Source organism: Escherichia sp. WS1118 (genome assembly GCF_046487695.1).
Classification (GTDB): domain Bacteria; phylum Pseudomonadota; class Gammaproteobacteria; order Enterobacterales; family Enterobacteriaceae; genus Escherichia; species Escherichia coli.
This window is the reverse complement of the sequence record NZ_JBJQIZ010000002.1, coordinates 290,203-314,763: the sequence shown is the minus strand read 5'-3', so window position 1 is coordinate 314,763 and position 24,561 is coordinate 290,203. Positions and strand designations below refer to the sequence as shown.

The following is a 24,561-nucleotide window of genomic DNA, read 5'->3' as shown; positions in this document are numbered from 1 at the left end:
GGAAATCTCATGAGCGAACCCCTGTTAATTGCCCGCACGCCGGACACAGAACTGTTTTTACTGCCGGGAATGGCTAACCGCCATGGGCTGATTACCGGCGCAACGGGGACGGGTAAAACCGTTACGCTGCAAAAACTGGCGGAGTCATTGTCGGAAATCGGCGTGCCTGTGTTTATGGCTGATGTGAAAGGTGATTTAACGGGAGTTGCGGAGGAAGGTACATCTTCGGAAAAACTGCTCGCAAGGCTTAAAAATATCGGCGTAAATGACTGGCAACCTCATACTAATCCGGTGGTGGTGTGGGATATCTTTGGCGAGAAAGGCCATCCGGTGCGGGCGACGGTTTCGGATCTGGGGCCGCTGTTGCTGGCACGACTGTTGAATCTCAACGATGTGCAATCTGGCGTGCTGAATATCATTTTCCGCATTGCTGACGATCAGGGATTGTTGCTGCTCGACTTTAAAGATCTGCGGGCAATTACCCAGTACATCGGCGATAACGCCAAATCCTTCCAGAATCAGTACGGTAATATCAGTAGTGCATCGGTTGGTGCCATCCAGCGCGGGCTGTTGTCGCTGGAACAGCAAGGCGCAGCACACTTATTTGGTGAGCCGATGCTGGATATCAAAGACTGGATGCGCACCGATGCCAACGGTAAAGGCGTTATCAATATCCTTAGCGCCGAAAAACTCTACCAGATGCCGAAACTGTACGCCGCCAGCCTGTTGTGGATGCTTTCAGAGTTGTATGAACAATTGCCGGAAGCGGGCGATCTGGAGAAACCAAAACTGGTGTTTTTCTTCGACGAAGCGCATCTGCTGTTTAACGATGCACCGCAGGTACTGCTGGATAAGATTGAGCAGGTGATAAGGCTTATTCGCTCAAAAGGCGTGGGCGTCTGGTTCGTTTCGCAAAACCCGTCAGATATCCCGGATAACGTGCTCGGGCAGCTCGGTAATCGCGTTCAACACGCTTTGCGTGCTTTTACGCCTAAAGATCAGAAAGCAGTGAAGGCAGCGGCGCAAACCATGCGCCCCAATCCGACGTTTGATACCGAAAAGGCAATCCAGGAACTGGGGACGGGCGAAGCGTTAATCTCGTTTCTCGATGCGAAAGGAAGCCCTTCAGTGGTGGAACGGGCGATGGTGATTGCCCCCTGTTCACGAATGGGGCCGGTGACGGAAGATGAGCGCAATGGCTTGGTTAACCACTCCCCGGTGTATGGCAAGTACGAGGATGACGTGGACCGGGAATCCGCCTATGAGATGTTGCAAAAAGGCTTTCAGGCCAGTATCGAGCAGCAAAATAATCCTCCCGCGAAAGGGAAAGAGGTGGCGGTGGATGACGGTATTCTCGGTGGATTGAAGGATATTTTGTTCGGCACTACCGGACCACGCGGCGGGAAGAAAGATGGTGTGGTGCAAACAATGGCAAAAAGCGCCGCCCGCCAGGTGACGAATCAGATTGTGCGCGGGATGTTGGGGAGTTTGCTGGGGGGGAGAAGAAGGTAAGCCAGGTGCGATTTGTCTTTGCCTGATGCGACGCTGGCGCGCCGCATCAGGCCTACACTACTGCAATATATTGAATTTTCATGATCTTTCAGGCATGAACGAAACACACTTTGTCAACAATAATAAAGGGAGCTTTCGCTCCCTTTATTCGTTCATCAGGTTACGATTTTCTCATTAACAGCCACAGGCTGATTAAGAAGAAGCTGGCGCTTGGCAACAGTGCGCCGATGATCGGCGGGATGCCGTAAACCAACGTCAGCGGGCCGAAGATCTGGTCCAGTACGTAGAAGACAAAACCGAAGCTAATACCAGTGACCACACGCACGCCCATAGGTACGCTACGCAGTGGGCCAAAGATGAACGACAGCGCCATCAGCATCATCACCGCCACGGATAGCGGCTGGAAGATTTTGCTCCACATGTTGAGCTGATAACGTCCGGCATCCTGACCGCTCGACTTCAGATACTTCACATAGTTGTGCAAACCGCTGATAGAGAGTGCATCCGGGTCCAGCGCCACCACGCCCAGTTTGTCTGGCGTGAGGTTGGTTTTCCAGGTGCCGCTCACCGTCTGCGAACCGGTGATCTGTTTCGGATTGGTCAAATCAGATTCATCAACCTGCGACAGACGCCAGACTTTATGTTCCGGGTCAAACTTCGCGGTAGCGGCATAGCGTACGGATTGCAGACGACGATTCTCGTTAAAGGCATAAATACTGATGCCACCTAACTCTTCGTCACCTTTAACCCGCTCAATGTAGACGAAGTTGTTGCCATCTTTCGCCCATAAACCTTGCTGGGTAGAGAGCAACGAGCCGCCGTACATCGCCTGCGCACGGTAGTTACGCGCCATCTGCTCGCCCTGCGGCGCGACCCATTCACCAATCGCCATCGTCAGCAAGACCAGTGGAATGGCGGTTTTCATCACCGACAGCGCTACCTGCATACGGGTAAAACCAGAAGCCTGCATCACCACCAGTTCGCTGCGCTGCGCCAGCATCCCAAGACCAAGCAACGCCCCAAGCAGAGCCGCCATCGGGAAGAAGATTTGCACATCTTTCGGCACGCTCAGCAAGGTATACATTCCTGCGCCTAACGCGTCGTAACTCCCCTGCCCGGCTTTTTTCAGCTGATCGACAAACTTGATAATGCCGGAAAGCGACACCAGCATGAACAGCGTCATCATGATGGTGGTGAAAATAGTTTTACCGATATAGCGGTCAAGTACGCCAAAAGGTTGCATCACACCGCTCCTTTACGCGAAAAACTGGCGCGCAGGCGGCGGACCGGCACGGTGTCCCAAAGGTTGAGAACAATCGCCAAAGCCAGATAAATCAGGTTAACGGTCCACATCCACAGCGTCGGGTCCAGCTTACCTTTACCGCCGTTCGATTTCAGGGAGGTCTGGATCAGGAAGAACAACAGATACAGCAGCATGGCTGGCAGCATCGATAGTACGCGCCCCTGACGCGGGTTAACCACGCTCAGCGGTACGACCATAAGTGCCATCATAAACACGGTGAACACCAACGTGATACGCCAGTTCAGTTCTGCGCGAGCACGATCGGTGTCAGTGTTCCACAATGTGCGCATGTCCATCTGGTCGGTATCGTTCGGGTCGAGCGCCACCGCCTGGTGACCAATGATCGCCTGATAATCCTGGAAATCCGTAATGCGGAAATCACGTAACAGTGCAGTGCCTTCGAAGCGCGTTCCCTGGTTGAGAGTGACGACCTGGGAGCCGTCGCGCAGCTGGGTTAAATGTCCGGAATCGGCCACCACCACAGAAGGACGTGCATTACCTTTTGGTCGAATTTGTGCGAGGAACACATCTTTGAAATCGCTGCCGTCAACGCTTTCGATGAACAGCACCGAGCTGCCATTAGTCGCTTGCTGGAATTGCCCTTGCGCCAGCGCCGCCATGCCAGGGTTCGCTTTCGCTTCTGCTAACACTTCATCCTGATGACGCGATGACCACGGTCCCGCCCACATCACGTTAACCGCCGCGACGATTGCCGTGAATACCGCAAGGATCATTGCCGCTTTCACCAGAACCGCTTTGCTCAAGCCGCAGGCATGCATTACCGTAATTTCACTTTCGGTATACAGTTTGCCCAGCGTCATCAGCAGCCCGAGGAACAGGCTTAATGGCAGGATAAGCTGCGCCATTTCCGGCACGCCCAACCCGAGAAGGGAGAGCACCAGATTCGCCGGAATATCGCCGTCAACCGCTGCGCCGAGGATCCTCACTAACTTTTGACAGAAGAAGATCAAAAGCAAGATGAAGAGTATCGCCAGCTGGCTTTTGAGCGTCTCCCGCACCAGATATCTTATGATTATCACTTTAAATACGCCCGTAAAAACTCGTCTTTTGCAGGATTTTAGCTTGTTTCATGGCTTAAACGTCATTTATTCTCTTGAGTCGTCGAAATCGTCGCTAAGATAATTATACTCAACGGATTCACCTCTCAGATTTTGTTCTGACGTGCCAATGCCGTAATAACGTTAAGATTAACACGAAGTCATCGCAACAGCGGACATGAGTTACGAAAGCTTGCAATTCTATCTGTAGCCACCGCCGTTGTCTTTAAGATTCAGGAGCGTAGTGCATGGAGTTTAGTGTAAAAAGCGGTAGCCCGGAGAAACAGCGGAGTGCCTGCATCGTCGTGGGCGTCTTCGAACCACGTCGCCTTTCTCCGATTGCAGAACAGCTCGATAAAATCAGCGATGGGTACATCAGCGCCCTGCTACGTCGGGGCGAACTGGAAGGAAAACCGGGGCAGACATTGTTGCTGCACCATGTGCCGAATGTACTTTCCGAGCGAATTCTCCTTATTGGTTGCGGCAAAGAACGTGAGCTGGATGAGCGTCAGTACAAGCAGGTTATTCAGAAAACCATTAATACGCTGAATGATACTGGCTCAATGGAAGCGGTCTGCTTTCTGACTGAACTGCACGTTAAAGGCCGTAACAACTACTGGAAAGTGCGTCAGGCTGTCGAGACGGCAAAAGAGACGCTCTACAGTTTCGATCAGTTGAAAACGAACAAGAGCGAACCGCGTCGTCCGCTGCGTAAAATGGTGTTCAACGTGCCGACCCGCCGTGAGCTGACCAGCGGTGAACGCGCGATCCAGCATGGTCTGGCGATTGCCGCAGGGATTAAAGCCGCGAAAGATCTCGGCAATATGCCACCGAATATCTGTAACGCTGCTTACCTCGCCTCTCAGGCGCGCCAGTTGGCTGACAGCTACAGCAAGAATGTCATCACCCGCGTTATCGGCGAACAGCAGATGAAAGAGCTGGGGATGCATTCCTATCTGGCGGTCGGTCAGGGTTCGCAAAACGAATCGCTGATGTCAGTGATTGAGTACAAAGGCAACGCGTCGGAAGATGCACGCCCAATCGTGCTGGTGGGTAAAGGTTTAACCTTCGACTCCGGCGGTATCTCGATCAAGCCTTCAGAAGGCATGGATGAGATGAAGTACGATATGTGCGGTGCGGCAGCGGTTTACGGTGTGATGCGGATGGTCGCGGAGCTGCAACTGCCGATTAACGTTATCGGCGTGCTGGCAGGCTGCGAAAACATGCCTGGCGGTCGTGCCTATCGTCCGGGCGATGTGTTAACCACCATGTCCGGTCAAACCGTAGAAGTGCTGAATACCGACGCCGAAGGCCGCCTGGTACTGTGCGATGTGTTAACTTACGTTGAGCGTTTTGAGCCGGAAGCGGTGATTGACGTGGCGACGCTGACCGGTGCCTGCGTGATCGCGCTAGGCCATCACATTACCGGTCTGATGGCGAACCATAACCCACTGGCCCATGAACTGATTGCCGCGTCTGAACAATCCGGTGACCGTGCATGGCGCTTACCTCTGGGCGACGAGTACCAGGAACAACTGGAGTCCAATTTTGCCGATATGGCGAACATTGGCGGTCGTCCTGGTGGGGCGATTACCGCAGGTTGCTTCCTGTCGCGCTTTACCCGTAAGTATAACTGGGCGCACCTGGATATCGCCGGTACTGCCTGGCGTTCTGGTAAGGCGAAAGGCGCAACCGGTCGCCCGGTGGCGTTGCTGGCACAGTTCCTGCTAAACCGCGCCGGGTTTAACGGCGAAGAGTAATTGCATCAGGCTGTGTTGTTATTGTCGGATGCGGCGTGAACGCCTTATCCGACCTACACAGCACTGAACTCGTAGGCCTGATAAGACGCGACAGCGTCGCATCAGGCAAGGCTGTTATTGTCGGATGCGACGTGAACGCCTTATCCGACCTACACACAGCACTTAACTTGTAGGCCTGATAAGACGCGGCAGCGTCGCATCAGGCGCTGCGGTGTATACCTGATGCGTATTTAAATCCACCACAAGAAGCCCCATATATGAAAAACGCAACGTTCTACCTTCTGGACAATGACACCACCGTCGATGGCTTAAGCGCCGTTGAGCAGTTGGTGTGTGAAATTGCCGCAGAACGTTGGCGCAGTGGTAAGCGCGTACTCATCGCCTGTGAAGATGAAAAGCAGGCTTACCGACTGGATGAAGCCCTGTGGGCGCGTCCGGCAGAAAGCTTTGTTCCGCATAATTTAGCGGGAGAAGGACCGCGCGGCGGTGCGCCGGTGGAGATCGCCTGGCCGCAAAAGCGCAGCAGCAGCCCGCGCGATATATTGATTAGTCTGCGAACAAGCTTTGCAGATTTTGCCACCGCTTTCACAGAAGTGGTAGACTTCGTTCCTTATGAAGATTCTCTGAAACAACTGGCGCGCGAACGCTATAAAGCCTACCGCGTGGCTGGTTTCAACCTGAATACGGCAACCTGGAAATAATGGAAAAGACATATAACCCACAAGATATCGAACAGCCGCTTTACGAGCACTGGGAAAAGCAGGGCTACTTTAAGCCTAATGGCGATGAAAGCCAGGAAAGTTTCTGCATCATGATCCCGCCGCCGAACGTCACCGGCAGTTTGCATATGGGTCACGCCTTCCAGCAAACCATCATGGATACCATGATCCGCTATCAGCGCATGCAGGGCAAAAACACCCTGTGGCAGGTCGGTACTGACCACGCCGGGATCGCTACCCAGATGGTCGTTGAGCGCAAGATTGCCGCAGAAGAAGGTAAAACCCGTCACGACTACGGCCGCGAAGCTTTCATCGACAAAATCTGGGAATGGAAAGCGGAATCCGGCGGCACCATTACCCGTCAGATGCGCCGTCTCGGCAACTCCGTCGACTGGGAGCGTGAACGCTTCACCATGGACGAAGGCCTGTCCAATGCGGTGAAAGAAGTTTTCGTTCGTCTGTATAAAGAAGACCTGATTTACCGTGGCAAACGCCTGGTAAACTGGGACCCGAAACTGCGCACCGCTATCTCCGACCTGGAAGTGGAAAACCGCGAATCGAAAGGTTCGATGTGGCACATCCGCTATCCGCTGGCTGACGGCGCGAAAACCGCAGACGGTAAAGATTATCTGGTGGTTGCGACTACCCGTCCGGAAACCCTGCTGGGCGATACTGGCGTGGCCGTTAACCCGGAAGATCCGCGTTATAAAGATCTGATTGGCAAATATGTCATTCTGCCGCTGGTTAACCGTCGTATTCCGATCGTTGGCGACGAACACGCCGACATGGAAAAAGGCACCGGCTGCGTGAAGATCACCCCAGCGCACGACTTTAACGACTATGAAGTCGGTAAACGTCACGCCCTGCCGATGATCAACATCCTGACCTTTGACGGCGATATCCGTGCAAGCGCCCAGGTGTTCGATACCAAAGGTAACGAATCTGACGTTTATTCCAGCGAAATCCCGGCAGAGTTCCAGAAACTGGAGCGTTTTGCTGCACGTAAAGCCGTCGTTGCTGCGGTTGACGCGCTCGGCCTGCTGGAAGAAATTAAACCGCACGACCTGACCGTTCCTTACGGCGACCGTGGCGGCGTGGTTATCGAACCGATGCTGACCGACCAGTGGTACGTTCGTGCCGATGTACTGGCGAAACCAGCGGTTGAAGCGGTTGAGAACGGCGACATTCAGTTCGTACCGAAGCAGTACGAAAACATGTATTTCTCCTGGATGCGCGATATTCAGGACTGGTGTATCTCTCGTCAGCTATGGTGGGGTCACCGTATCCCGGCATGGTATGACGAAGCGGGTAATGTTTATGTTGGCCGCAACGAAGACGAAGTGCGTAAAGAAAATAACCTCGGTGCTGATGTTGCGCTGCGTCAGGATGAAGACGTTCTCGACACCTGGTTCTCCTCCGCGCTGTGGACCTTCTCCACGCTCGGCTGGCCGGAAAACACCGACGCACTGCGCCAGTTCCACCCAACCAGCGTGATGGTATCCGGCTTCGACATCATCTTCTTCTGGATTGCCCGCATGATCATGATGACCATGCACTTCATCAAAGATGAAAATGGCAAACCACAGGTGCCGTTCCACACCGTTTACATGACCGGCCTGATTCGTGATGACGAAGGCCAGAAGATGTCCAAATCCAAAGGTAACGTGATTGACCCACTGGATATGGTTGACGGTATTTCGCTGCCGGAACTGCTGGAAAAACGTACCGGCAATATGATGCAGCCGCAGCTGGCGGACAAAATCCGTAAGCGCACCGAGAAGCAGTTCCCGAACGGCATTGAGCCGCACGGTACTGACGCGCTGCGCTTCACCCTGGCGGCGCTGGCTTCTACCGGTCGTGACATCAACTGGGATATGAAGCGTCTGGAAGGCTACCGTAACTTCTGTAACAAGCTGTGGAACGCCAGCCGTTTTGTGCTGATGAACACGGAAGGTCAGGATTGCGGCTTCAACGGCGGTGAAATGACGCTGTCGCTGGCGGATCGCTGGATTCTGGCGGAGTTCAACCAGACCATCAAAGCGTACCGCGAAGCGCTGGACAGCTTCCGCTTCGATATCGCCGCAGGCATTCTGTATGAATTCACCTGGAACCAGTTCTGTGACTGGTATCTGGAGCTGACCAAGCCGGTAATGAACGGTGGAACAGAAGCCGAACTGCGCGGTACTCGCCATACGCTGGTGACTGTACTGGAAGGTCTGCTGCGCCTCGCGCATCCGATCATTCCGTTCATCACCGAAACCATCTGGCAGCGTGTGAAAGTACTTTGCGGTATCACTGCCGACACCATCATGCTGCAGCCGTTCCCGCAGTACGATGCGTCTCAGGTTGATGAAGCGGCACTGGCCGACACCGAGTGGCTGAAACAGGCGATCGTTGCTGTACGTAACATCCGTGCAGAAATGAACATCGCGCCGGGTAAACCGCTGGAGCTGCTGCTGCGTGGTTGCAGCGCGGATGCAGAACGTCGCGTAAATGAAAACCGCGGCTTCCTGCAAACGCTGGCGCGTCTGGAAAGCATCACCGTGCTGCCTGCTGATGATAAAGGTCCGGTTTCCGTTACAAAGATCGTCGACGGCGCAGAACTGCTGATCCCGATGGCAGGCCTCATCAACAAAGAAGATGAGCTGGCACGTCTGGCGAAAGAAGTAGCGAAGATCGAAGGCGAAATCAGCCGTATTGAGAACAAGCTGGCGAACGAAGGCTTTGTCGCCCGCGCACCGGAAGCGGTCATCGCGAAAGAGCGTGAGAAGCTGGAAGGCTACGCAGAAGCGAAAGCGAAGCTGATTGAACAGCAGGCTGTTATCGCCGCGCTGTAATACTCATAGTGAAAACGAAGGCCGGAGCATGCTCCGGCCTTTTTATTTAGATAAACGGAACATACGGCATAATACCGCGAGATATCCACATTAACGAACCGCTATCCTGCGGTTTGTCATCATTGGTTAACTCCAGCGAATCAAGGTCGCCCTGGACATGGGTATTGTTAGCAATCCAGCTAACCATCCACATTTTCAGCCAGGGATAAGCCAGACCACAGGTAATTGAGGACCCCATTAATACCGCCAACATGCGCAGAAGCATACCGATCGCGGTAACAGATGAATGAAAACGAATAGTGCCATTTGCCAGTGTCAGATTATTCAGGAACAAACTGCGTAACGTGACATAGAGATAACTGGCAAACACAAGGATCGCGACAAAATACAGAAAGTAGGAAGCCATAATCTGCGGGTAATATTGTAATACAAACTCACTGCCAACATCAGACCTACCCAACATGGTCATCATCATTAACTGCTGGAATACTGGTGCGATCATAATACCAATCACAATGATGAAAGGAACCATGGTTAATATTGCGAGCATGCAACCTTTAATGCATTCTTTTACGTTTACCTGAATAGAAAACTTATGAATGCCAAAAGTTGCATTATTACCCAGCAATGGCATCCATTTACTATAGGTTATACCATGGACAACACCTAGCCCGATGGCAGAAAGCAAACTTAATGCGACTAAGTTAAAGAATAACCCTCCTATTGATGTCGTCACTTGTGCAATAAGATACAGTGCGAACCAAAAAACTAACGCCAACAGAACAGGCAGTCCTAGCATAACCCACCATGCACGGAGCATTGAGCAATTAAAGCCAAAGCGAATGCCATTTAGTGAAGTCATATTCGCCTGATACTGTAGGCTCTTCACTACCATACAAGGAATACCGCAGATCAAGAGAGCAAACAGGAATAAACCGAGCGCAAAGTATTGACCTGCAAAACAAGAAATACTGAAAAGATAAACCGCCACAATAAGTAACATGCTAACAAAAATGGCACCACCTGTTCCCTTATAACTAAATGGTTGCCCCTTGAGTGTCACATGTTGATAAATATAACGACGGCATTTTATCAATGCCCACGGCCCATATATTCCCAGAGTAATAATTGTCAGTAAAAAATTCACAAGACAAATAAGAAAATACTCACCACCTTTGCCTGTGAAAACAAACGAGTGCCGAGAATTATCTTTCCCGATGTTTACATCATTCATGAACTATATCCCTAAAATAAATTCCATTCATACCGATAATAATTCCAGTCAATTGATACTGGTTCGCCTAGAATACGCTTTATCTCAGAGAGATATGCGTAATATTTTCTGATTTATCTTCTTCTTGCACCACCTAAGCGAGGGTGGTATTAAAGTGAGCTATAAATCATACATTTGAAATTGAGCTATGCTATGAATGTTGTCGCTTCTCCCGCACTCCGTTTGCGCAAACTTACCGTCGCCGATAATCCTGCTATCGCCCACGTCATTCGTCAGGTATCCGCCGAATACGGTCTTACCGCTGATAAAGGCTACACCGTCGCCGATCCGAACCTTGACGAGCTGTATCAAGTGTATAGTCAGCCTGGCCACGCATATTGGGTGGTTGAGTACGAGGGTGAAGTGGTCGGCGGCGGTGGGATTGCGCCATTAACCGGGAGTGAGTCAGACATTTGCGAACTGCAAAAGATGTATTTTCTTCCGGCTATCCGCGGCAAAGGGCTGGCAAAAAAACTGGCCTTAATGGCAATGGAGCAGGCGCGAGAAATGGGTTTCAAACGCTGCTATCTGGAAACGACCGCTTTTTTAAAGGAAGCCATTGCGCTTTATGAGCATTTGGGCTTTGAGCATATCGACTATGCGCTTGGCTGCACGGGTCATGTCGATTGTGAAGTACGGATGCTACGCAAACTTTGAAAAAATGCCCGCGAGCTTAGACTCGCGGGCATTCGAACATTAACCACGTGCTTTTTGAGTATGCTGGATGTGACGTAAATGCCTTATCCGGGCTACAAATTCACCAGGTTGCAGGAACTACCTGGGCCTGATATGCGTAGCGCATCAGGTAACGCAGCCTTTGTCGTCAACGCTTAATTAGTGACGAATACCGTCATCGTCTTCATCGACAAAATCTTCATCGTCGCCGTCTTCGCCGTTAGGATCTTCAAAGTAAGTGCCCCAACCATCGTACTCAACGTCAAATTTCTCCGCCAGCGTCATCAGTTGTTCAACCTGGGCATCGATCAGGTCGGCATTCAACGCGCACTCGCTGAGGATGTCGCAGCAAATCACGATGTCACCATCTTCAACTTCCAGCTCTTCTGGATCGGTCACTTCGTAACCGAGTTTAAACGCTTCAACTGCTGCTTTTTCCAGGGTTTCCAGATCGTCTGCGGAAAGATGGTGTTCGATGGTGTACAGCGCGTCCGGATCGCTGCCATCTTCCAGTAATTCTTCAATAATCAAACGTGTTTCTTCACGCTGTTCTTCCAGTTGTTCCGGGTTTGCCATGGCTTATTCCTCTTAATGTCCTGCCGATACTCTTATTGTCACACACCACTGACATTGCCTCCACCTTTGTGACAAAGATTTATGCTTTAGACTTGCAAATGAATAATCATCCATATAAATTGAATTTTAATTCATTGAGGCGTTAGCCACAGGAGGGATCTATGTCCGGGTTTTATCATAAGCATTTCCTGAAATTACTCGATTTCACGCCAGCTGAACTCAACAGCTTGTTGCAGTTAGCCGCGAAGCTGAAAGCCGATAAGAAAAGCGGTAAAGAAGAAGCCAGACTCACTGGCAAAAACATCGCGCTCATCTTCGAAAAAGACTCGACCCGTACCCGATGCTCTTTCGAAGTTGCCGCATATGACCAGGGTGCTCGCGTTACTTATCTCGGCCCAAGCGGCAGCCAGATTGGTCACAAAGAGTCGATTAAAGACACTGCCCGCGTGCTTGGTCGCATGTATGACGGTATTCAGTATCGCGGCTATGGTCAGGAGATTGTCGAAACACTGGCGGAATACGCTGGCGTGCCAGTATGGAACGGCCTGACCAATGAGTTCCACCCCACGCAGCTGCTGGCGGATCTCCTCACCATGCAGGAGCATTTGCCCGGCAAAGCATTCAACGAAATGACGCTGGTCTATGCAGGTGACGCGCGTAACAACATGGGCAATTCGATGCTCGAAGCTGCGGCGCTTACCGGTCTGGATTTGCGTCTGGTCGCGCCACAGGCATGCTGGCCGGAAGCTGCGCTGGTCGCCGAATGCAGTGCTCTGGCACAAAAACACGGGGGTAAAATCACCTTGACGGAAGATATCGCCTCTGGGGTTAAAGGCGCAGACTTTATCTATACCGATGTCTGGGTATCGATGGGTGAGCCCAAAGAGAAATGGGCGGAGCGTATTGCCCTGCTGCGTGACTATCAGGTGAATAGCAAAATGATAGCCCTGACCGGTAATTCGCAGGTTAAGTTCCTCCACTGTCTGCCTGCATTTCATGATGAGCAAACCACGCTGGGTAAAAAAATGGCCGCAGAATTCGGTCTGTATGGTGGAATGGAAGTCACCGATGAAGTCTTTGAATCTCCGGCAAGTATTGTCTTTGACCAGGCAGAAAACCGGATGCACACCATAAAAGCTGTTATGGTCGCTACATTAGCAAAATAACGTTTTGCCGGGCGGCGGCACAGGTCGCCCCCGGCAGTGATCACTTACGCTTTTAATAGCTTAACTACTGCTTTCCGTACCTGAGCGGGGGCTCCCACCGCACAAAGCGGTTTGTGAACTTCGCCAGGATAGAAAACGACAAAATCCCCTTCATTAAGAATCACTGTTTTTTCATCGATCCCCTGCCCGATAAAAGCAATATCTTTATCTGCCAGCCAGTCAGTCTCTGGTACGCCTGCTGGTTGCGTGCTAAATGTCATCCCTTCCTGCCCTTTTAATACAATCTGGATATCGAGATAACGAGCATGATACTCAGCACGACGCAGTTCACCTGGTTCAGTCGTATCCTCAGAAATCAGATAAAACAGGCGGTCGCCGTCAATAGCGTGCTTACCTTTTGCTGTCTCATCGCTGACATGTGATTTGATGTACTCAATTGCTTCGCGAAGTTCTTCCGGCAGCCAGGATTGTAAGTGATGGATGTTGCCAACAATCATAATATCTTCCTTTATTAAAACAATGTTTCACTTCTTTCCTTATACGAAAAAAAGCCACCTCTCACCATAGAAAAATCATCAGGTTTTGCCCTTGCGCATGTTTATTGCTGGAGATGTTGTACTGATGTTAAGCAGGAGTAATTTTGTATGCAGTTTTGCTGCATAAATCTTATAACTTAGCTATGTATTTTGGTCCTAATATCTTGTTATTGCATATGTTAAAAGAAAACTCTCAGTCAGATCACAGTTCATTTTCTTAGCTTTTAATGCCCGTGCTGTCATAGTTATCCCGTGAAAATAGTGCTGTGAAAAATAATCACCTTATCCTTTCGCATAGATATGCAATGAATATTAAAATATACATAAATATCAATGCATTATACTTAAAGGCATTTCCTGAAAAATAAAACAATCAATTAACAACGAAGAATAACTCTGCGTATATTTGCGTATTAATGCATTATCGTATTTTGTTTCTTTATCATTTATCAGAACCGCATCAAATATTATCAACTTCGATTATTAATATCACCGCCGGTGTGAAAGTCGTCACATTTTCTGGAAGAAATAAACTGAATCATTGCATCTGAAAATTACTGAACAGACCTGACTACAAGCATTTAATTTGTTTGCAGCCATCTCCTCTTTATTTTTGAAAAAGTGTTAAAGGAATAATGATGGAAAAGCATTATGTTGGTTCTGAAATTGGACAACTACGCAGCGTTATGTTGCATCGCCCAAATCTCAGTCTGAAACGTCTAACACCATCCAATTGCCAGGAGTTGTTATTTGACGATGTATTGTCCGTTGAGCGGGCAGGTGAAGAGCATGATATTTTCGCCAATACGCTGCGCCAGCAAGGGATAGAAGTTCTGTTACTCACTGATTTACTAACACAAACATTGGATATCCCGGAAGCCAAAAGCTGGTTACTGGAAACACAAATATCAGATTACCGACTCGGCCCTACGTTTGCTACTGACGTCCGCACCTGGCTTGCAGAGATGTCACACCGGGACCTTGCTCGTCATTTAAGTGGTGGGCTGACTTATAGTGAAATTCCCGCCTCAATTAAAAATATGGTGGTTGATACCCACGATATTAATGATTTCATTATGAAGCCGTTACCGAATCATTTATTTACGCGTGATACCTCATGCTGGATTTATAACGGTGTATCGATTAATCCAATGGCAAAACCTGCTCGCCAACGTGAAACCAATAATCTACGCGCTATTTATCGCTGGCATCCACAATTTGCTGGCGGCGAATTTATTAAATATTTCGGCGACGAGAATATTAATTATGACCACGCCACGTTAGAAGGTGGTGATGTGCTGGTGATTGGTCGGGGGGCCGTGTTGATCGGCATGTCTGAACGCACCACGCCACAAGGAATCGAGTTTCTTGCTCAGGCATTGTTTAAACATCGTCAGGCTGAACGGGTAATCGCTGTTGAGCTGCCTAAACACCGCTCCTGTATGCATCTTGACACCGTTATGACTCATATCGATATCGAAACCTTCTCGGTTTATCCCGAAGTTGTGCGCCCGGATGTTAATTGCTGGACGCTAACGCCTGACGGTCACGGCGGCCTGAAACGTACTCAAGAAAGCACACTCCTCCATGCTATCGAAAAAGCCCTCGGTATTGACCAGGTACGTTTAATCACCACGGGTGGTGATGCCTTTGAGGCAGAACGCGAACAGTGGAATGACGCTAACAATGTGCTCACGCTTCGGCCGGGAGTGGTAGTGGGCTACGAGCGCAACATCTGGACTAACGAAAAATATGACAAAGCAGGCATCACTGTTTTACCCATCCCCGGTGATGAATTAGGCCGCGGACGTGGCGGCGCACGTTGCATGAGCTGCCCTTTGCATCGTGACGGTATCTAAGGAAGAGATCATGGAAAACAAACCAACACTGGTTATCGCTCTCGGCGGTAATTCCCTGCTTAAACGAGGCGAACCACTCGAAGCAGAAATCCAACGTAAAAATATCGATCTTGCGGCTAAAACTATCGCCCAACTGACTCAACACTGGCGGGTTGTACTGGTTCACGGGAATGGTCCACAAGTTGGACTTCTGGCACTTCAAAATAGCGCCTATGCCCATGTCGCTCCCTATCCACTCGACATTCTGGGGGCCGAAAGCCAGGGGATGATCGGCTACATGCTACAACAGGCGCTGAAAAATCAACTACCACAACGTGAAATCAGCGTGCTGCTGACGCAGGTTGAAGTGGATGCCAACGATCCCGCCTTCAGTAACCCAACTAAGTACATCGGCCCAATTTATGACCACGCTCAGACTCAGGTACTACAGGCAGAAAAAGGCTGGGTTTTCAAAGCAGATGGTCACTCTTTCCGCCGGGTCGTACCTTCTCCACAACCTAAACGCATCGTCGAGCGGGATGCCATCCAGACACTGATCGCCCACGATCATCTGGTGATCTGTAATGGTGGCGGTGGTGTTCCGGTGGTTGAAAAAGCCGATGGATACCATGGGATTGAAGCGGTTATCGACAAAGATCTTTCAGCCGCGCTACTGGCAAGTCAGATCCATGCTGACGCCTTGTTGATCCTCACTGATGCGGACGCAGTATATCTCGACTGGGGCAAGCCAACCCAACGCCCGCTGGCCCAGGTCACGCCGGAATTACTCAACGAAATGCAGTTTGATGCCGGGTCTATGGGGCCGAAAGTCACCGCCTGCGCAAAGTTTGTTAGTCAGTGCCGGGGCATTGCAGGGATCGGCTCTCTTGCAGATGGTCCGGAAATTCTCGCCGGAGACAAAGGCACTCTTATTCGCCTTGATACCCCCATAACCACGCTTGATCCATTTTTATAAGGACATCCCCATGGCTACTTCACTGAAAAACCGTAATTTTCTTAAGCTGCTTGATTACACCCCAGCAGAGATTCAATACCTGATTGATTTGGCTATCAATCTTAAAGCCGCCAAGAAATCTGGAAACGAAAAACAAACGCTGGTCGGTAAAAACATTGCGTTGATTTTTGAAAAATCCTCTACCCGTACCCGCTGTGCCTTTGAAGTCGCGGCCTTTGATCAAGGTGCGCAGGTGACTTACATCGGCCCCAGCGGCTCACAAATCGGCCATAAAGAATCAATGAAAGATACCGCTCGCGTACTCGGACGCATGTATGACGGTATTGAGTATCGCGGTTATGGTCAGAATATCGTTGAAGAATTAGGTGAGTTCGCTGGTGTTCCGGTATGGAACGGACTGACCAATGAATTTCACCCGACACAGATCCTCGCGGATTTAATGACCATGCTGGAACATGCGCCAGGCAAAACGCTGCCAGAGCTGAGCTTTGCGTATCTTGGTGATGCCCGAAATAACATGGGGAACTCGCTGATGGTTGGTGCTGCAAAAATGGGGATGGATATCCGTCTGGTGGCACCAAAATCTTTCTGGCCAGATGAAGCGCTGGTAACACAATGCCGTGAGATCGCCAGCGTGACTGGGGCGAGAATCACCCTGACAGAGGATGTGGAAGAAGGCGTATACGACGTTGATTTTCTCTATACGGATGTTTGGGTTTCGATGGGAGAGCCAAAAGAAGCCTGGGCAGAACGAGTGAGTCTGATGGCACCTTATCAGATCAATCAACAGGTGATTACTGCCACGCGTAACCCTGAAGTTAAATTTATGCACTGCCTGCCCGCCTTCCATAATGAGCACACCACAGTAGGACGCGAGATCGAGATGGCCTACGGCCTCAAAGGACTGGAAGTTACTGAAGAGGTTTTTGAATCGGCCCACTCTATTGTTTTCGATGAAGCAGAAAACCGGATGCACACCATTAAAGCGGTGATGGTAGCAACTCTCGGCGACTAACCCTGACGGGCATGCGTCGACGAGTGGCGTATGCCCGTGATTATGGAGATCACATTATGGGTAAATTCAAATTTCCCACCGCTTATACCATCTTGTTCGTGCTGATTGCGTTAGTTGCGGCAATGACCTGGATTGTACCTGCGGGAAAATATCAGATGGTGACAAATGCCGCACTGGGAAAGGAAGTTCCTGTTGCAGGCACTTACGCACCTGTTGAGGCACAACCACAGGGTATTACGGCTGTCCTGTTAGCGCCCATCGACGGCTTGTACAACCATCAAACCTACACTGCGGGAGCGATTGATGTCGCGCTGTTCGTCCTGATCATCGGTGGATTTTTGGGAGTAGTAAATAAAACCGGGGCAATAGATGCCGGTATCGAACGAGTGACAACTCGCCTTAATGGTCGGGAAGAGTGGATGATTCCGATCCTGATGGCGCTCTTCGCTGCTGGCGGTACTATTTATGGGATGGCGGAAGAATCACTCCCCTTCTACACGTTGCTGGTGCCCGTCATGATGGCTGCCCGCTTTGATCCTCTGGTCGCTGCCGCCACAGTGTTATTGGGATCGGGCATTGGCACGCTGGGCTCAACCATTAACCCATTTGCTACCGTCATTGCTGCCAACGCCGCAGGGATCCCCTTTACTCAGGGCATTTTGCTGCGTGTTATTTTGCTGTTAGTAGGCTACGTGATTTGTGTTTACTGGGTTATGCGTTATGCCCGCAAAGTTCGCAACAGTCCGGAAAGCTCTATCGTGGCGGATAAGATGGCTGAAAACCAGGCGCATTTTCTGGGAAATCGTTCAGAAACGATGCTGGAATTTACCCCCACGCGCAAAGCGATCCTGATACTTTTTGCTGCATCCTTTGCCTTTATGATTTACGGCGTAGCGGTACTGGGTTGGTGGATGGCGGAAATCTCTGCTGTCTTTCTGGCAGCTGCGGTCATCGTGGGTGTCATTGCCCGCATGGGCGAAGAAACCTTCACCAGTACCTTTATTGACGGCGCGCGGGATCTCCTTGGTGTGGCACTGATTATCGGCATCGCCCGCGGTATTGTGGTCGTGATGGATAACGGCATGATTACGCACACAATTCTGCACAGTGCTGAGAATCTGGTTTCAGGGCTTTCCACCACTGTTTTCATCAACGTGACCTATTGGCTGGAAGTATTGCTCTCTTTTCTGGTTCCCTCATCTTCCGGCCTTGCAGTGTTAACGATGCCAATAATGGCTCCACTCGCTGATTTTGCTCATGTACAACGCGATCTGGTGGTGACCGCTTATCAGTCTGCTTCCGGGGTGGTTAATTTGATTACGCCAACCTCTGCGGTAGTGATGGGCGGTCTGGCGATTGCCCGTGTACCCTGGGTCCGTTATCTGAGATGGGTAGCACCGCTACTGCTGATTCTCACGATGTTGAATATGATTGTGCTGAGTATCGCCGCGATGATTTAACGCGACAGGCCGCTTATCAAAGCGGCCTTCAAATCTGGTGTAGTGATAAATGAACCACTCTCACATTATAAAATGTGAAAAATATCATCAGGTAATAATAAATAAAAGGTGCATTATGAAGGAATACGATGATTACTCCGCCAAAGAAAAGAAGCAACTGGCGGTCTGTCAGCGCCTGATTACCGAAAAAAGTTATCTTTCACAGGAGGAAATCCGCCGCGATTTGCAAAACCATGGCTTTGACAGTATCAGTCAGTCAACCGTTTCACGACTACTGAAATTGCTGGGAGTCATAAAAATTAGAAATACAAAAGGACAAAAAATTTATTCGGTGAATCCTCAATTACTTCCCACACCTGACGCAGGTCGATCCGTCGCTGAAATGGTCCTGAGTGTCGAGCATAATGGTGAATTTATCCTTATCCATACCGTCGCCGGATATGGTCGGGCAGTAGCGCGAATCCTTGATTTCCATGCTTTGCCAGAAATTCTTGGCGTGATTGCTGGCAGCAATATCGTTTGGGTCGCACCACGTGTGGTAAAGCGTACAGCCCTGGTGCACAAGCAAATTAATTACTTATTAAAATTGAATATATATTCATGATAACCGTTTGCCTTGCTTTATAACTGCATCATCTTCTTGATCCTCTCTCAGAGCTGAGTATAATGCCGGACAATTTGCCGGGAGGATGTATGGTTCAGTGTGTTCGACATTTTGTCTTACCGCGTCTGAAAAAAGACGCTGGCCTGCCGTTTTTCTTCCCGTTGATCACCCATTCCCAGCCCCTCAATCGAGGGGCTTTTTTTTGCCCAGGCGTCAGGAGATAAAAGATGGCTAATCCGCTATATCAGAAACATATCATTTCCATAAACGACCTTAGTCGCGATGACCTTAATCTGGTGCTGGCGACAGCGGCGAAACTGAAAGCGAACCCGCAACCAGAGCTGTTGAAGCACAAAGTTATTGCCAGCTGTTTCTTCGAAGCCTCTACCCGCACCCGCCTCTCTTTCGAAACTTCCATGCACCGCCTGGGTGCCAGCGTGGTGGGCTTCTCCGACAGCGCCAATACATCACTGGGTAAAAAGGGCGAAACGCTGGCCGATACCATTTCGGTTATCAGCACTTACGTCGATGCGATAGTGATGCGTCATCCGCAGGAAGGTGCAGCGCGCCTGGCCACCGAGTTTTCCGGCAATGTACCGGTACTGAATGCCGGTGATGGCTCCAACCAACATCCGACGCAAACCTTGCTGGACTTATTCACCATTCAGGAAACCCAGGGGCGTCTGGACAATCTCCACGTCGCAATGGTTGGTGACCTGAAATATGGCCGCACCGTTCACTCCCTGACCCAGGCGCTAGCGAAGTTCGACGGCAACCGTTTTTACTTTATCGCGCCGGATGCGCTGGCAATGCCGCAATACATTCTGGATATGCTCGATGAAAAAGGGATCGCCTGGAGTCTGCACAGCTCTATTGAAGAAGTGATGGCGGAAGTAGACATCCTGTACATGACCCGCGTGCAAAAAGAGCGTCTGGACCCGTCCGAGTACGCCAACGTGAAAGCGCAGTTTGTTCTTCGCGCCAGCGATCTCCACAACGCCAAAGCCAATATGAAAGTGCTGCATCCGCTGCCGCGTGTTGATGAGATTGCGACGGATGTGGATAAAACGCCTCACGCCTGGTACTTCCAGCAAGCAGGCAACGGGATTTTCGCTCGCCAGGCGTTACTGGCACTGGTTCTGAATCGCGATCTGGTACTGTAAGGGGAAATAGAGATGACACACGATAATAAATTGCAGGTTGAAGCTATTAAACGCGGCACGGTAATTGACCATATCCCCGCCCAGATCGGTTTTAAGCTGTTGAGTCTGTTCAAGTTGACCGAAACAGATCAGCGCATCACCATTGGTCTGAATTTGCCTTCTGGCGAGATGGGCCGCAAAGATTTGATCAAAATCGAAAATACCTTTTTAAGTGAGGATCAGGTTGATCAGCTGGCGTTATATGCACCGCAAGCCACGGTTAACCGTATCGACAACTATGAAGTGGTTGGCAAATCGCGCCCCAGTTTGCCAGAGCGCATCGACAATGTGCTGGTCTGCCCTAACAGCAACTGTATCAGCCATGCCGAACCGGTTTCATCCAGCTTTGCCGTGCGAAAACGCGCCAATGATATCGCGCTCAAATGCAAATACTGTGAAAAAGAGTTTTCTCATAATGTGGTGCTGGCCAATTAATTGCGGTTGGTAATAAAAGTCTGGCTCCCTATAATGAGCCAGACTTTTTACCGCTGTAATAAAGGAGAAATCATGAGCAAAACTATCGCGACGGAAAATGCACCGGCAGCTATCGGTCCTTACGTACAGGGCGTTGATCTGGGCAATATGATCATCACCTCCGGTCAGATCCCGGTAAATCCGAAAACGGGCGAAGTCCCGGCAGACGTCGCTGCACAGGCGCGTCAGTCGCTGGATAACGTAAAAGCGATCGTCGAAGCCGCTGGCCTGAAAGTGGGCGACATCGTTAAAACTACCGTGTTTGTGAAAGATCTGAACGACTTCGCAACCGTTAATGCTACCTACGAAGCCTTCTTCACCGAACACAACGCCACCTTCCCGGCACGTTCTTGCGTTGAAGTAGCCCGTCTGCCGAAAGACGTGAAGATTGAGATCGAAGCGATCGCTGTTCGTCGCTAATCTTGATGGAAATCCGGGCTATCATGCCCGGATTAAGTCTGATGACAAAAGCAAAATCGCCTGATGCGCTACGCTTATCAGGCCTACGTGATTCCTGCAATTTATTGAATTTGTAGACCGGATTAGGCGGTTACGCCGCATCCGGCATGAACAAAGCTCACTTTGTCTGCAATCTGATTCCGGGCCACCATGCCCAGTTTATTCTTTACTGCCAACCGTAACGACGGCTATAGAAACCTTTCACCAACTGGGTTAACGTCATATACCCTGCCAGAATCGCAACCAGCCACGGGAAATAGCTTAACGGCAGCGCCTGCAGTTGCAGATAACTGGCCAGCGGTGAAAACGGCAATGCGATCCCGACAATCATCACGATCACGGTCATGATCATTAACGGCCACGATGCACAGCTCTGAATAAACGGCACACGGCGGGTGCGGATCATATGCACAATCAGCGTTTGCGACAGTAAGCCCACCACAAACCAGCCCGACTGGAACAGCGTTTGCGTTTCCGGCGTGTTGGCATGGAATACCCACCACATCAGGCAAAACGTCAGAATATCGAAAATCGAGCTGATCGGTCCGAAGAAGACCATAAAGCGCCCCAGATCCGCCGGATTCCAACGCTGCGGCTTTTGAATTTGCTCGTCGTCGACGTTATCAAATGGGATCGCCACCTGTGACACATCGTACAGCAGATTTTGAATAAGCAAGTGTAGCGGCAACATCGGCAGGAAGGGCAAGAAAGCACTCGCCACCAGCACGCTGAACACATTACCGAAGTTAGAGCTCGCCGTCATTTTGATGTATTTCAGCATGTTGGCGAAAGTGCGACGACCCTCAATAACCCCCTCTTCCAGCACCATCAGGCTTTTTTCCAGTAGGATGATATCAGCCGCTTCACGGGCAATATCTACCGCGCCGTCCACAGAAATGCCGATATCCGCAGCGCGTAAGGCGGGCGCATCATTAATACCATCGCCCATAAAGCCAACCACATGCCCTTCGCGCTTCAGCAACGTTACGATGCGTTCTTTATGCATCGGCGTCAGACGAGCAAACAGCGTGGTGCGCTGTGCGAGATTTGCCAGTTCGTCGTCAGATAGCGTTTCAATATCACTACCAATGACCACCTCTCCCGCGTCCAGCCCCACTTCATGGCACACTTTCGCTGCAACCAACTCACTGTCGCCAGTAAGGATTTTTACGGTAATTCCACTCGCTTTTAATGCCTTCAGTGCCGGAGCTGTTGTCTCTTTTGGCGGATCAAGGAAAGCAATATATCCTTCGAGGATCAGGTCGGATTCATCCGCCCGCTGGTAATCTCCTTCACGCGCTGGCAGGTATTTTGTCGCCACCGCAACCACGCGCAGCCCCTGACGATTCAGCGTATCAGTAACCCGCTTAATCTTACGCAGCATGGTGTCATCGAGCGGTACAATCTCGCCATTGTGACGCACTTGCGAACACACATTGAGGATTTCCTGCAATGCACCTTTGCAAACCAACTGATGGTGTTCGGTATTTTCTGCCACAACCACCGACATCCGACGACGCTCGAAATCAAACGGAATCTCATCAATTTTTTGCCAACGGCTGGCCAGCGAGCGCGCTGACTCTTCATCCGTACCTTCGAGCACCGCTGTATCAAGCAGGTTTTTAAGCCCGGTCTGGTAATGACTGTTCAACCACGCGCTATGCAGCACGCGTTCGCTAGTTTTACCGGAGATATCGGTATGATTCTCCAGCACAATTTTATCCTGTGTCAGGGTGCCGGTTTTATCAGTGCACAGAATATCCATTGCGCCAAAGTTCTGAATGGCATCCAGATGTTTGACGATCACTTTCTGTTTCGACAACTTTACTGCACCGCGCGCCAGCGTCGAGGTAACAATCATCGGCAACATTTCCGGCGTTAAGCCTACCGCGACCGAAAGCGCAAACAGTGCCGCTTCCCACCAGTCGCCTTTAGTGTAACCATTGATAAGCAACACCACCGGAGCCATCACCAGCATAAAGCGAATCAGCAGCATACTGACGCGGCTGATCCCTTGCTGAAAGGCATTCAGCTCGCTTTCCTGCTCACTAACACGCCCCGCCAGTTGACCAAACCAGGTATTGGCACCTGTGGCAATCACCATTGCTTGTGCCGTGCCGCTCACCACGGTGGTGCCCATAAAACACAGGGTGTCGCACTCCAGCGGATTGCTGTGCTCCGGCTGGCGAGTAGTAGCTGCTTTTTCCACGGGCAGAGACTCACCGGTTAACGACGCCTGAGCGACGAACAGATCCCGCGCCTGCAAGATACGTAAATCTGCCGGGATCATATCCCCTGCCGCCAGTTTTATAATATCGCCGGGCACCAGCTGGTCTATCGGGATTTCCAGCCAGCCATTTTCACCTTTATCGTTAATTACGCGCAGTACCGTCGCGGTATTACTGACCATCGCTTTCAGGGCATCTGCCGCTTTGGTGGAACGAGCTTCCTGAATAAAGTTCAGCAACGTAGAAATAGCGACCATTAGCGCGATAACACCTGCGGCAAATAAATCTTCCGTGGCGTAAGAAATAGCACCGAGAATGGTAAGCAAAATATTAAAGGGGTTGCGATAGCAGACCCATAAATGTACCCACCACGGCGACGGTTGTTGTGCGGGTAATTTATTTTCACCATGTTGTTCGCGGGCAGATTCCACTTCCGCCAGATTTAACCCTTCCGGATGGGTGTCGAACGTTTTCCACAATTCTTCTTCGGGCATCACCGCCATTTTCAGGCAATGCGCACTTAAAGAAGGCGGGACCGCCGCATTCACTGTCTGCTGCGCGCCAGGCAATGGATCGCGATGAACCAGACGGGAAGGTAAATGGCGAATGAACCGGGTAAAAATTTCTTTAAACATAAGGAGTCCCTCCGCACTGTCTGAAACAGTACAGAAATGTCTTCAGGCGTGGCGAAGCCTTACCTGAAGGTAATAAAGCTGAGCAGGGACGTTAAAACGTCACGGCCTTACGCATCCGGTAACGCCGTGAAAAGACGGGCTTACCGGAAAAGTTTTAATCTCCGTCGAGGGAGAGGCGTGGGATCAGGTTCCATATAACCTCCGGTAAGTGAAAAAAGCGCCGCAAATAATAAGGAGAATCCAATAATATTCGTA

The 24,561-nt window shown here is 50.5% G+C and carries 23 protein-coding genes; 15 read left to right on the top strand and 8 right to left on the bottom strand.

Annotated features, from left to right (window positions below):
• The first annotated feature begins 9 nt into the window (after positions 1 to 9).
• Positions 10 to 1,512, top strand: a complete 1,503-nt coding sequence (locus ACJHYO_RS04910; protein ID WP_021513935.1) for a helicase HerA-like C-terminal domain-containing protein — start codon at positions 10 to 12, stop codon at positions 1,510 to 1,512.
• Positions 1,513 to 1,672: 160 nt separating this feature from the next.
• Here the strand turns inward: ACJHYO_RS04910 and lptG are convergent, their stop codons facing one another.
• The 3 genes from lptG to ytgA form a co-directional block, all read right to left on the bottom strand.
• Positions 1,673 to 2,755 carry an LPS export ABC transporter permease LptG gene (gene lptG, locus ACJHYO_RS04905; RefSeq protein ID WP_001295681.1) on the bottom strand — a complete coding sequence of 361 codons (1,083 nt, stop codon included), beginning with the start codon at positions 2,753 to 2,755 and terminating at the stop codon, positions 1,673 to 1,675.
• Positions 2,755 to 3,855, bottom strand: a complete 1,101-nt coding sequence (gene lptF, locus ACJHYO_RS04900) for an LPS export ABC transporter permease LptF (RefSeq protein WP_000584114.1) — start codon at positions 3,853 to 3,855, stop codon at positions 2,755 to 2,757. Before lptF ends, lptG begins: the two co-directional genes overlap by 1 nt.
• A 62-nt stretch (positions 3,856 to 3,917) precedes the next feature.
• Entirely contained in the window at positions 3,918 to 3,968 is a 51-nt protein-coding gene (gene ytgA, locus ACJHYO_RS04895; protein ID WP_211180521.1) for a protein YtgA, read from the bottom strand.
• 153 nt (positions 3,969 to 4,121) lie between these two features.
• Here ytgA and pepA point away from each other — a divergent pair, with 153 nt between their 5' ends.
• The 3 genes from pepA (at position 4,122) to valS (ending at position 9,189) form a co-directional block, all read left to right on the top strand.
• Positions 4,122 to 5,633, top strand: coding sequence for a leucyl aminopeptidase (gene pepA, locus ACJHYO_RS04890; protein WP_000397144.1), 1,512 nt, complete (start codon positions 4,122 to 4,124; stop codon positions 5,631 to 5,633).
• A gap of 257 nt (positions 5,634 to 5,890) precedes the next feature.
• Positions 5,891 to 6,334, top strand: a complete 444-nt coding sequence (holC, locus tag ACJHYO_RS04885) for a DNA polymerase III subunit chi (protein ID WP_000786399.1) — start codon at positions 5,891 to 5,893, stop codon at positions 6,332 to 6,334.
• On the top strand, positions 6,334 to 9,189 hold the full coding sequence (gene valS, locus ACJHYO_RS04880) for a valine--tRNA ligase (RefSeq protein WP_000416365.1): 2,856 nt from the start codon (positions 6,334 to 6,336) through the stop codon (positions 9,187 to 9,189). The genes holC and valS overlap by 1 nt, the downstream gene beginning before the upstream one ends.
• A gap of 46 nt (positions 9,190 to 9,235) precedes the next feature.
• Here the strand turns inward: valS and ACJHYO_RS04875 are convergent, their stop codons facing one another.
• Positions 9,236 to 10,423 (bottom strand): YjgN family protein, encoded by a 1,188-nt coding sequence (locus ACJHYO_RS04875; RefSeq protein ID WP_410232417.1) that lies wholly within the window; start codon positions 10,421 to 10,423, stop codon positions 9,236 to 9,238.
• A 192-nt stretch (positions 10,424 to 10,615) separates the two neighbouring features.
• On the opposite strand from ACJHYO_RS04875, the gene ACJHYO_RS04870 reads away from it, so the two are divergent.
• Positions 10,616 to 11,119 carry a GNAT family N-acetyltransferase gene (locus tag ACJHYO_RS04870; RefSeq protein ID WP_001298035.1) on the top strand — a complete coding sequence of 168 codons (504 nt, stop codon included), beginning with the start codon at positions 10,616 to 10,618 and terminating at the stop codon, positions 11,117 to 11,119.
• Positions 11,120 to 11,296: 177 nt separating this feature from the next.
• On the opposite strand, the gene rraB is transcribed toward ACJHYO_RS04870, so the two are convergent.
• Positions 11,297 to 11,713 carry a ribonuclease E inhibitor RraB gene (rraB, locus tag ACJHYO_RS04865; protein WP_000002952.1) on the bottom strand — a complete coding sequence of 139 codons (417 nt, stop codon included), beginning with the start codon at positions 11,711 to 11,713 and terminating at the stop codon, positions 11,297 to 11,299.
• A 161-nt stretch (positions 11,714 to 11,874) separates the two neighbouring features.
• Between rraB and argF (ACJHYO_RS04860) the strand changes: the two genes are divergently transcribed.
• On the top strand, positions 11,875 to 12,879 hold the full coding sequence (gene argF, locus ACJHYO_RS04860) for an ornithine carbamoyltransferase (protein WP_000012935.1): 1,005 nt from the start codon (positions 11,875 to 11,877) through the stop codon (positions 12,877 to 12,879).
• 44 nt (positions 12,880 to 12,923) lie between these two features.
• On the opposite strand, the gene ACJHYO_RS04855 is transcribed toward argF (ACJHYO_RS04860), so the two are convergent.
• Positions 12,924 to 13,376 (bottom strand): YhcH/YjgK/YiaL family protein, encoded by a 453-nt coding sequence (locus tag ACJHYO_RS04855; protein ID WP_000635215.1) that lies wholly within the window; start codon positions 13,374 to 13,376, stop codon positions 12,924 to 12,926.
• A gap of 677 nt (positions 13,377 to 14,053) precedes the next feature.
• Here ACJHYO_RS04855 and arcA point away from each other — a divergent pair.
• The 9 genes from arcA (at position 14,054) to ridA (ending at position 21,404) form a co-directional block, all read left to right on the top strand.
• Positions 14,054 to 15,274: an arginine deiminase gene (arcA, locus tag ACJHYO_RS04850; RefSeq protein ID WP_094259017.1), complete on the top strand. Its 1,221-nt coding sequence runs from the start codon at positions 14,054 to 14,056 to the stop codon at positions 15,272 to 15,274.
• A gap of 10 nt (positions 15,275 to 15,284) precedes the next feature.
• The gene (gene arcC, locus ACJHYO_RS04845; protein WP_410232416.1) at positions 15,285 to 16,229 is read left to right on the top strand and encodes a carbamate kinase; all 945 of its coding nucleotides are present in this window, start codon (positions 15,285 to 15,287) and stop codon (positions 16,227 to 16,229) included.
• Between the two features lie 10 nt (positions 16,230 to 16,239).
• Positions 16,240 to 17,244, top strand: coding sequence for an ornithine carbamoyltransferase (gene argF / locus ACJHYO_RS04840; protein ID WP_000235828.1), 1,005 nt, complete (start codon positions 16,240 to 16,242; stop codon positions 17,242 to 17,244).
• 56 nt (positions 17,245 to 17,300) lie between these two features.
• On the top strand, positions 17,301 to 18,704 hold the full coding sequence (locus ACJHYO_RS04835) for a YfcC family protein (RefSeq protein ID WP_001298046.1): 1,404 nt from the start codon (positions 17,301 to 17,303) through the stop codon (positions 18,702 to 18,704).
• A gap of 115 nt (positions 18,705 to 18,819) precedes the next feature.
• Complete coding sequence (locus tag ACJHYO_RS04830) at positions 18,820 to 19,308, top strand: arginine repressor (RefSeq protein WP_000666045.1); 489 nt, start codon at positions 18,820 to 18,822, stop codon at positions 19,306 to 19,308.
• 89 nt (positions 19,309 to 19,397) lie between these two features.
• Positions 19,398 to 19,532 (top strand): pyr operon leader peptide, encoded by a 135-nt coding sequence (gene pyrL / locus ACJHYO_RS04825; protein ID WP_001296693.1) that lies wholly within the window; start codon positions 19,398 to 19,400, stop codon positions 19,530 to 19,532.
• A gap of 3 nt (positions 19,533 to 19,535) precedes the next feature.
• Positions 19,536 to 20,471, top strand: coding sequence for an aspartate carbamoyltransferase (gene pyrB / locus ACJHYO_RS04820; RefSeq protein WP_000013046.1), 936 nt, complete (start codon positions 19,536 to 19,538; stop codon positions 20,469 to 20,471).
• Positions 20,472 to 20,483: 12 nt separating this feature from the next.
• On the top strand, positions 20,484 to 20,945 hold the full coding sequence (pyrI, locus tag ACJHYO_RS04815) for an aspartate carbamoyltransferase regulatory subunit (protein WP_000148581.1): 462 nt from the start codon (positions 20,484 to 20,486) through the stop codon (positions 20,943 to 20,945).
• A gap of 72 nt (positions 20,946 to 21,017) precedes the next feature.
• Positions 21,018 to 21,404 (top strand): 2-iminobutanoate/2-iminopropanoate deaminase, encoded by a 387-nt coding sequence (ridA, locus tag ACJHYO_RS04810; RefSeq protein ID WP_000047539.1) that lies wholly within the window; start codon positions 21,018 to 21,020, stop codon positions 21,402 to 21,404.
• Positions 21,405 to 21,609: 205 nt separating this feature from the next.
• On the opposite strand, the gene mgtA is transcribed toward ridA, so the two are convergent.
• Positions 21,610 to 24,306 carry a magnesium-translocating P-type ATPase gene (gene mgtA / locus ACJHYO_RS04805; RefSeq protein WP_094259015.1) on the bottom strand — a complete coding sequence of 899 codons (2,697 nt, stop codon included), beginning with the start codon at positions 24,304 to 24,306 and terminating at the stop codon, positions 21,610 to 21,612.
• Between the two features lie 140 nt (positions 24,307 to 24,446).
• The gene (gene mgtL, locus ACJHYO_RS04800) at positions 24,447 to 24,500 is read right to left on the bottom strand and encodes a mgtA regulatory leader peptide MgtL (protein ID WP_001387276.1); all 54 of its coding nucleotides are present in this window, start codon (positions 24,498 to 24,500) and stop codon (positions 24,447 to 24,449) included.
• Positions 24,501 to 24,561: the final 61 nt, after the last annotated feature.

What these genes read in the sequence shown, in the direction of transcription:
- mgtA (WP_094259015.1), bottom strand. Translation starts at nt 24,306, where the DNA reads ATGTTTAAAGAAATTTTTACCCGGTTCATTCGCCATTTACCTTCCCGT.
- pepA (WP_000397144.1), top strand. Translation starts at nt 4,122, where the DNA reads ATGGAGTTTAGTGTAAAAAGCGGTAGCCCGGAGAAACAGCGGAGTGCC.
- ACJHYO_RS04855 (WP_000635215.1), bottom strand. Translation starts at nt 13,376, where the DNA reads ATGATTGTTGGCAACATCCATCACTTACAATCCTGGCTGCCGGAAGAA.
- ACJHYO_RS04830 (WP_000666045.1), top strand. Translation starts at nt 18,820, where the DNA reads ATGAAGGAATACGATGATTACTCCGCCAAAGAAAAGAAGCAACTGGCG.
- arcA (WP_094259017.1), top strand. Translation starts at nt 14,054, where the DNA reads ATGGAAAAGCATTATGTTGGTTCTGAAATTGGACAACTACGCAGCGTT.
- argF (WP_000012935.1), top strand. Translation starts at nt 11,875, where the DNA reads ATGTCCGGGTTTTATCATAAGCATTTCCTGAAATTACTCGATTTCACG.
- holC (WP_000786399.1), top strand. Translation starts at nt 5,891, where the DNA reads ATGAAAAACGCAACGTTCTACCTTCTGGACAATGACACCACCGTCGAT.
- arcC (WP_410232416.1), top strand. Translation starts at nt 15,285, where the DNA reads ATGGAAAACAAACCAACACTGGTTATCGCTCTCGGCGGTAATTCCCTG.
- ACJHYO_RS04870 (WP_001298035.1), top strand. Translation starts at nt 10,616, where the DNA reads ATGAATGTTGTCGCTTCTCCCGCACTCCGTTTGCGCAAACTTACCGTC.
- ridA (WP_000047539.1), top strand. Translation starts at nt 21,018, where the DNA reads ATGAGCAAAACTATCGCGACGGAAAATGCACCGGCAGCTATCGGTCCT.
- ACJHYO_RS04835 (WP_001298046.1), top strand. Translation starts at nt 17,301, where the DNA reads ATGGGTAAATTCAAATTTCCCACCGCTTATACCATCTTGTTCGTGCTG.
- lptG (WP_001295681.1), bottom strand. Translation starts at nt 2,755, where the DNA reads ATGCAACCTTTTGGCGTACTTGACCGCTATATCGGTAAAACTATTTTC.
- valS (WP_000416365.1), top strand. Translation starts at nt 6,334, where the DNA reads ATGGAAAAGACATATAACCCACAAGATATCGAACAGCCGCTTTACGAG.
- rraB (WP_000002952.1), bottom strand. Translation starts at nt 11,713, where the DNA reads ATGGCAAACCCGGAACAACTGGAAGAACAGCGTGAAGAAACACGTTTG.
- pyrB (WP_000013046.1), top strand. Translation starts at nt 19,536, where the DNA reads ATGGCTAATCCGCTATATCAGAAACATATCATTTCCATAAACGACCTT.
- ACJHYO_RS04875 (WP_410232417.1), bottom strand. Translation starts at nt 10,423, where the DNA reads ATGAATGATGTAAACATCGGGAAAGATAATTCTCGGCACTCGTTTGTT.
- pyrI (WP_000148581.1), top strand. Translation starts at nt 20,484, where the DNA reads ATGACACACGATAATAAATTGCAGGTTGAAGCTATTAAACGCGGCACG.
- pyrL (WP_001296693.1), top strand. Translation starts at nt 19,398, where the DNA reads ATGGTTCAGTGTGTTCGACATTTTGTCTTACCGCGTCTGAAAAAAGAC.
- ACJHYO_RS04910 (WP_021513935.1), top strand. Translation starts at nt 10, where the DNA reads ATGAGCGAACCCCTGTTAATTGCCCGCACGCCGGACACAGAACTGTTT.
- argF (WP_000235828.1), top strand. Translation starts at nt 16,240, where the DNA reads ATGGCTACTTCACTGAAAAACCGTAATTTTCTTAAGCTGCTTGATTAC.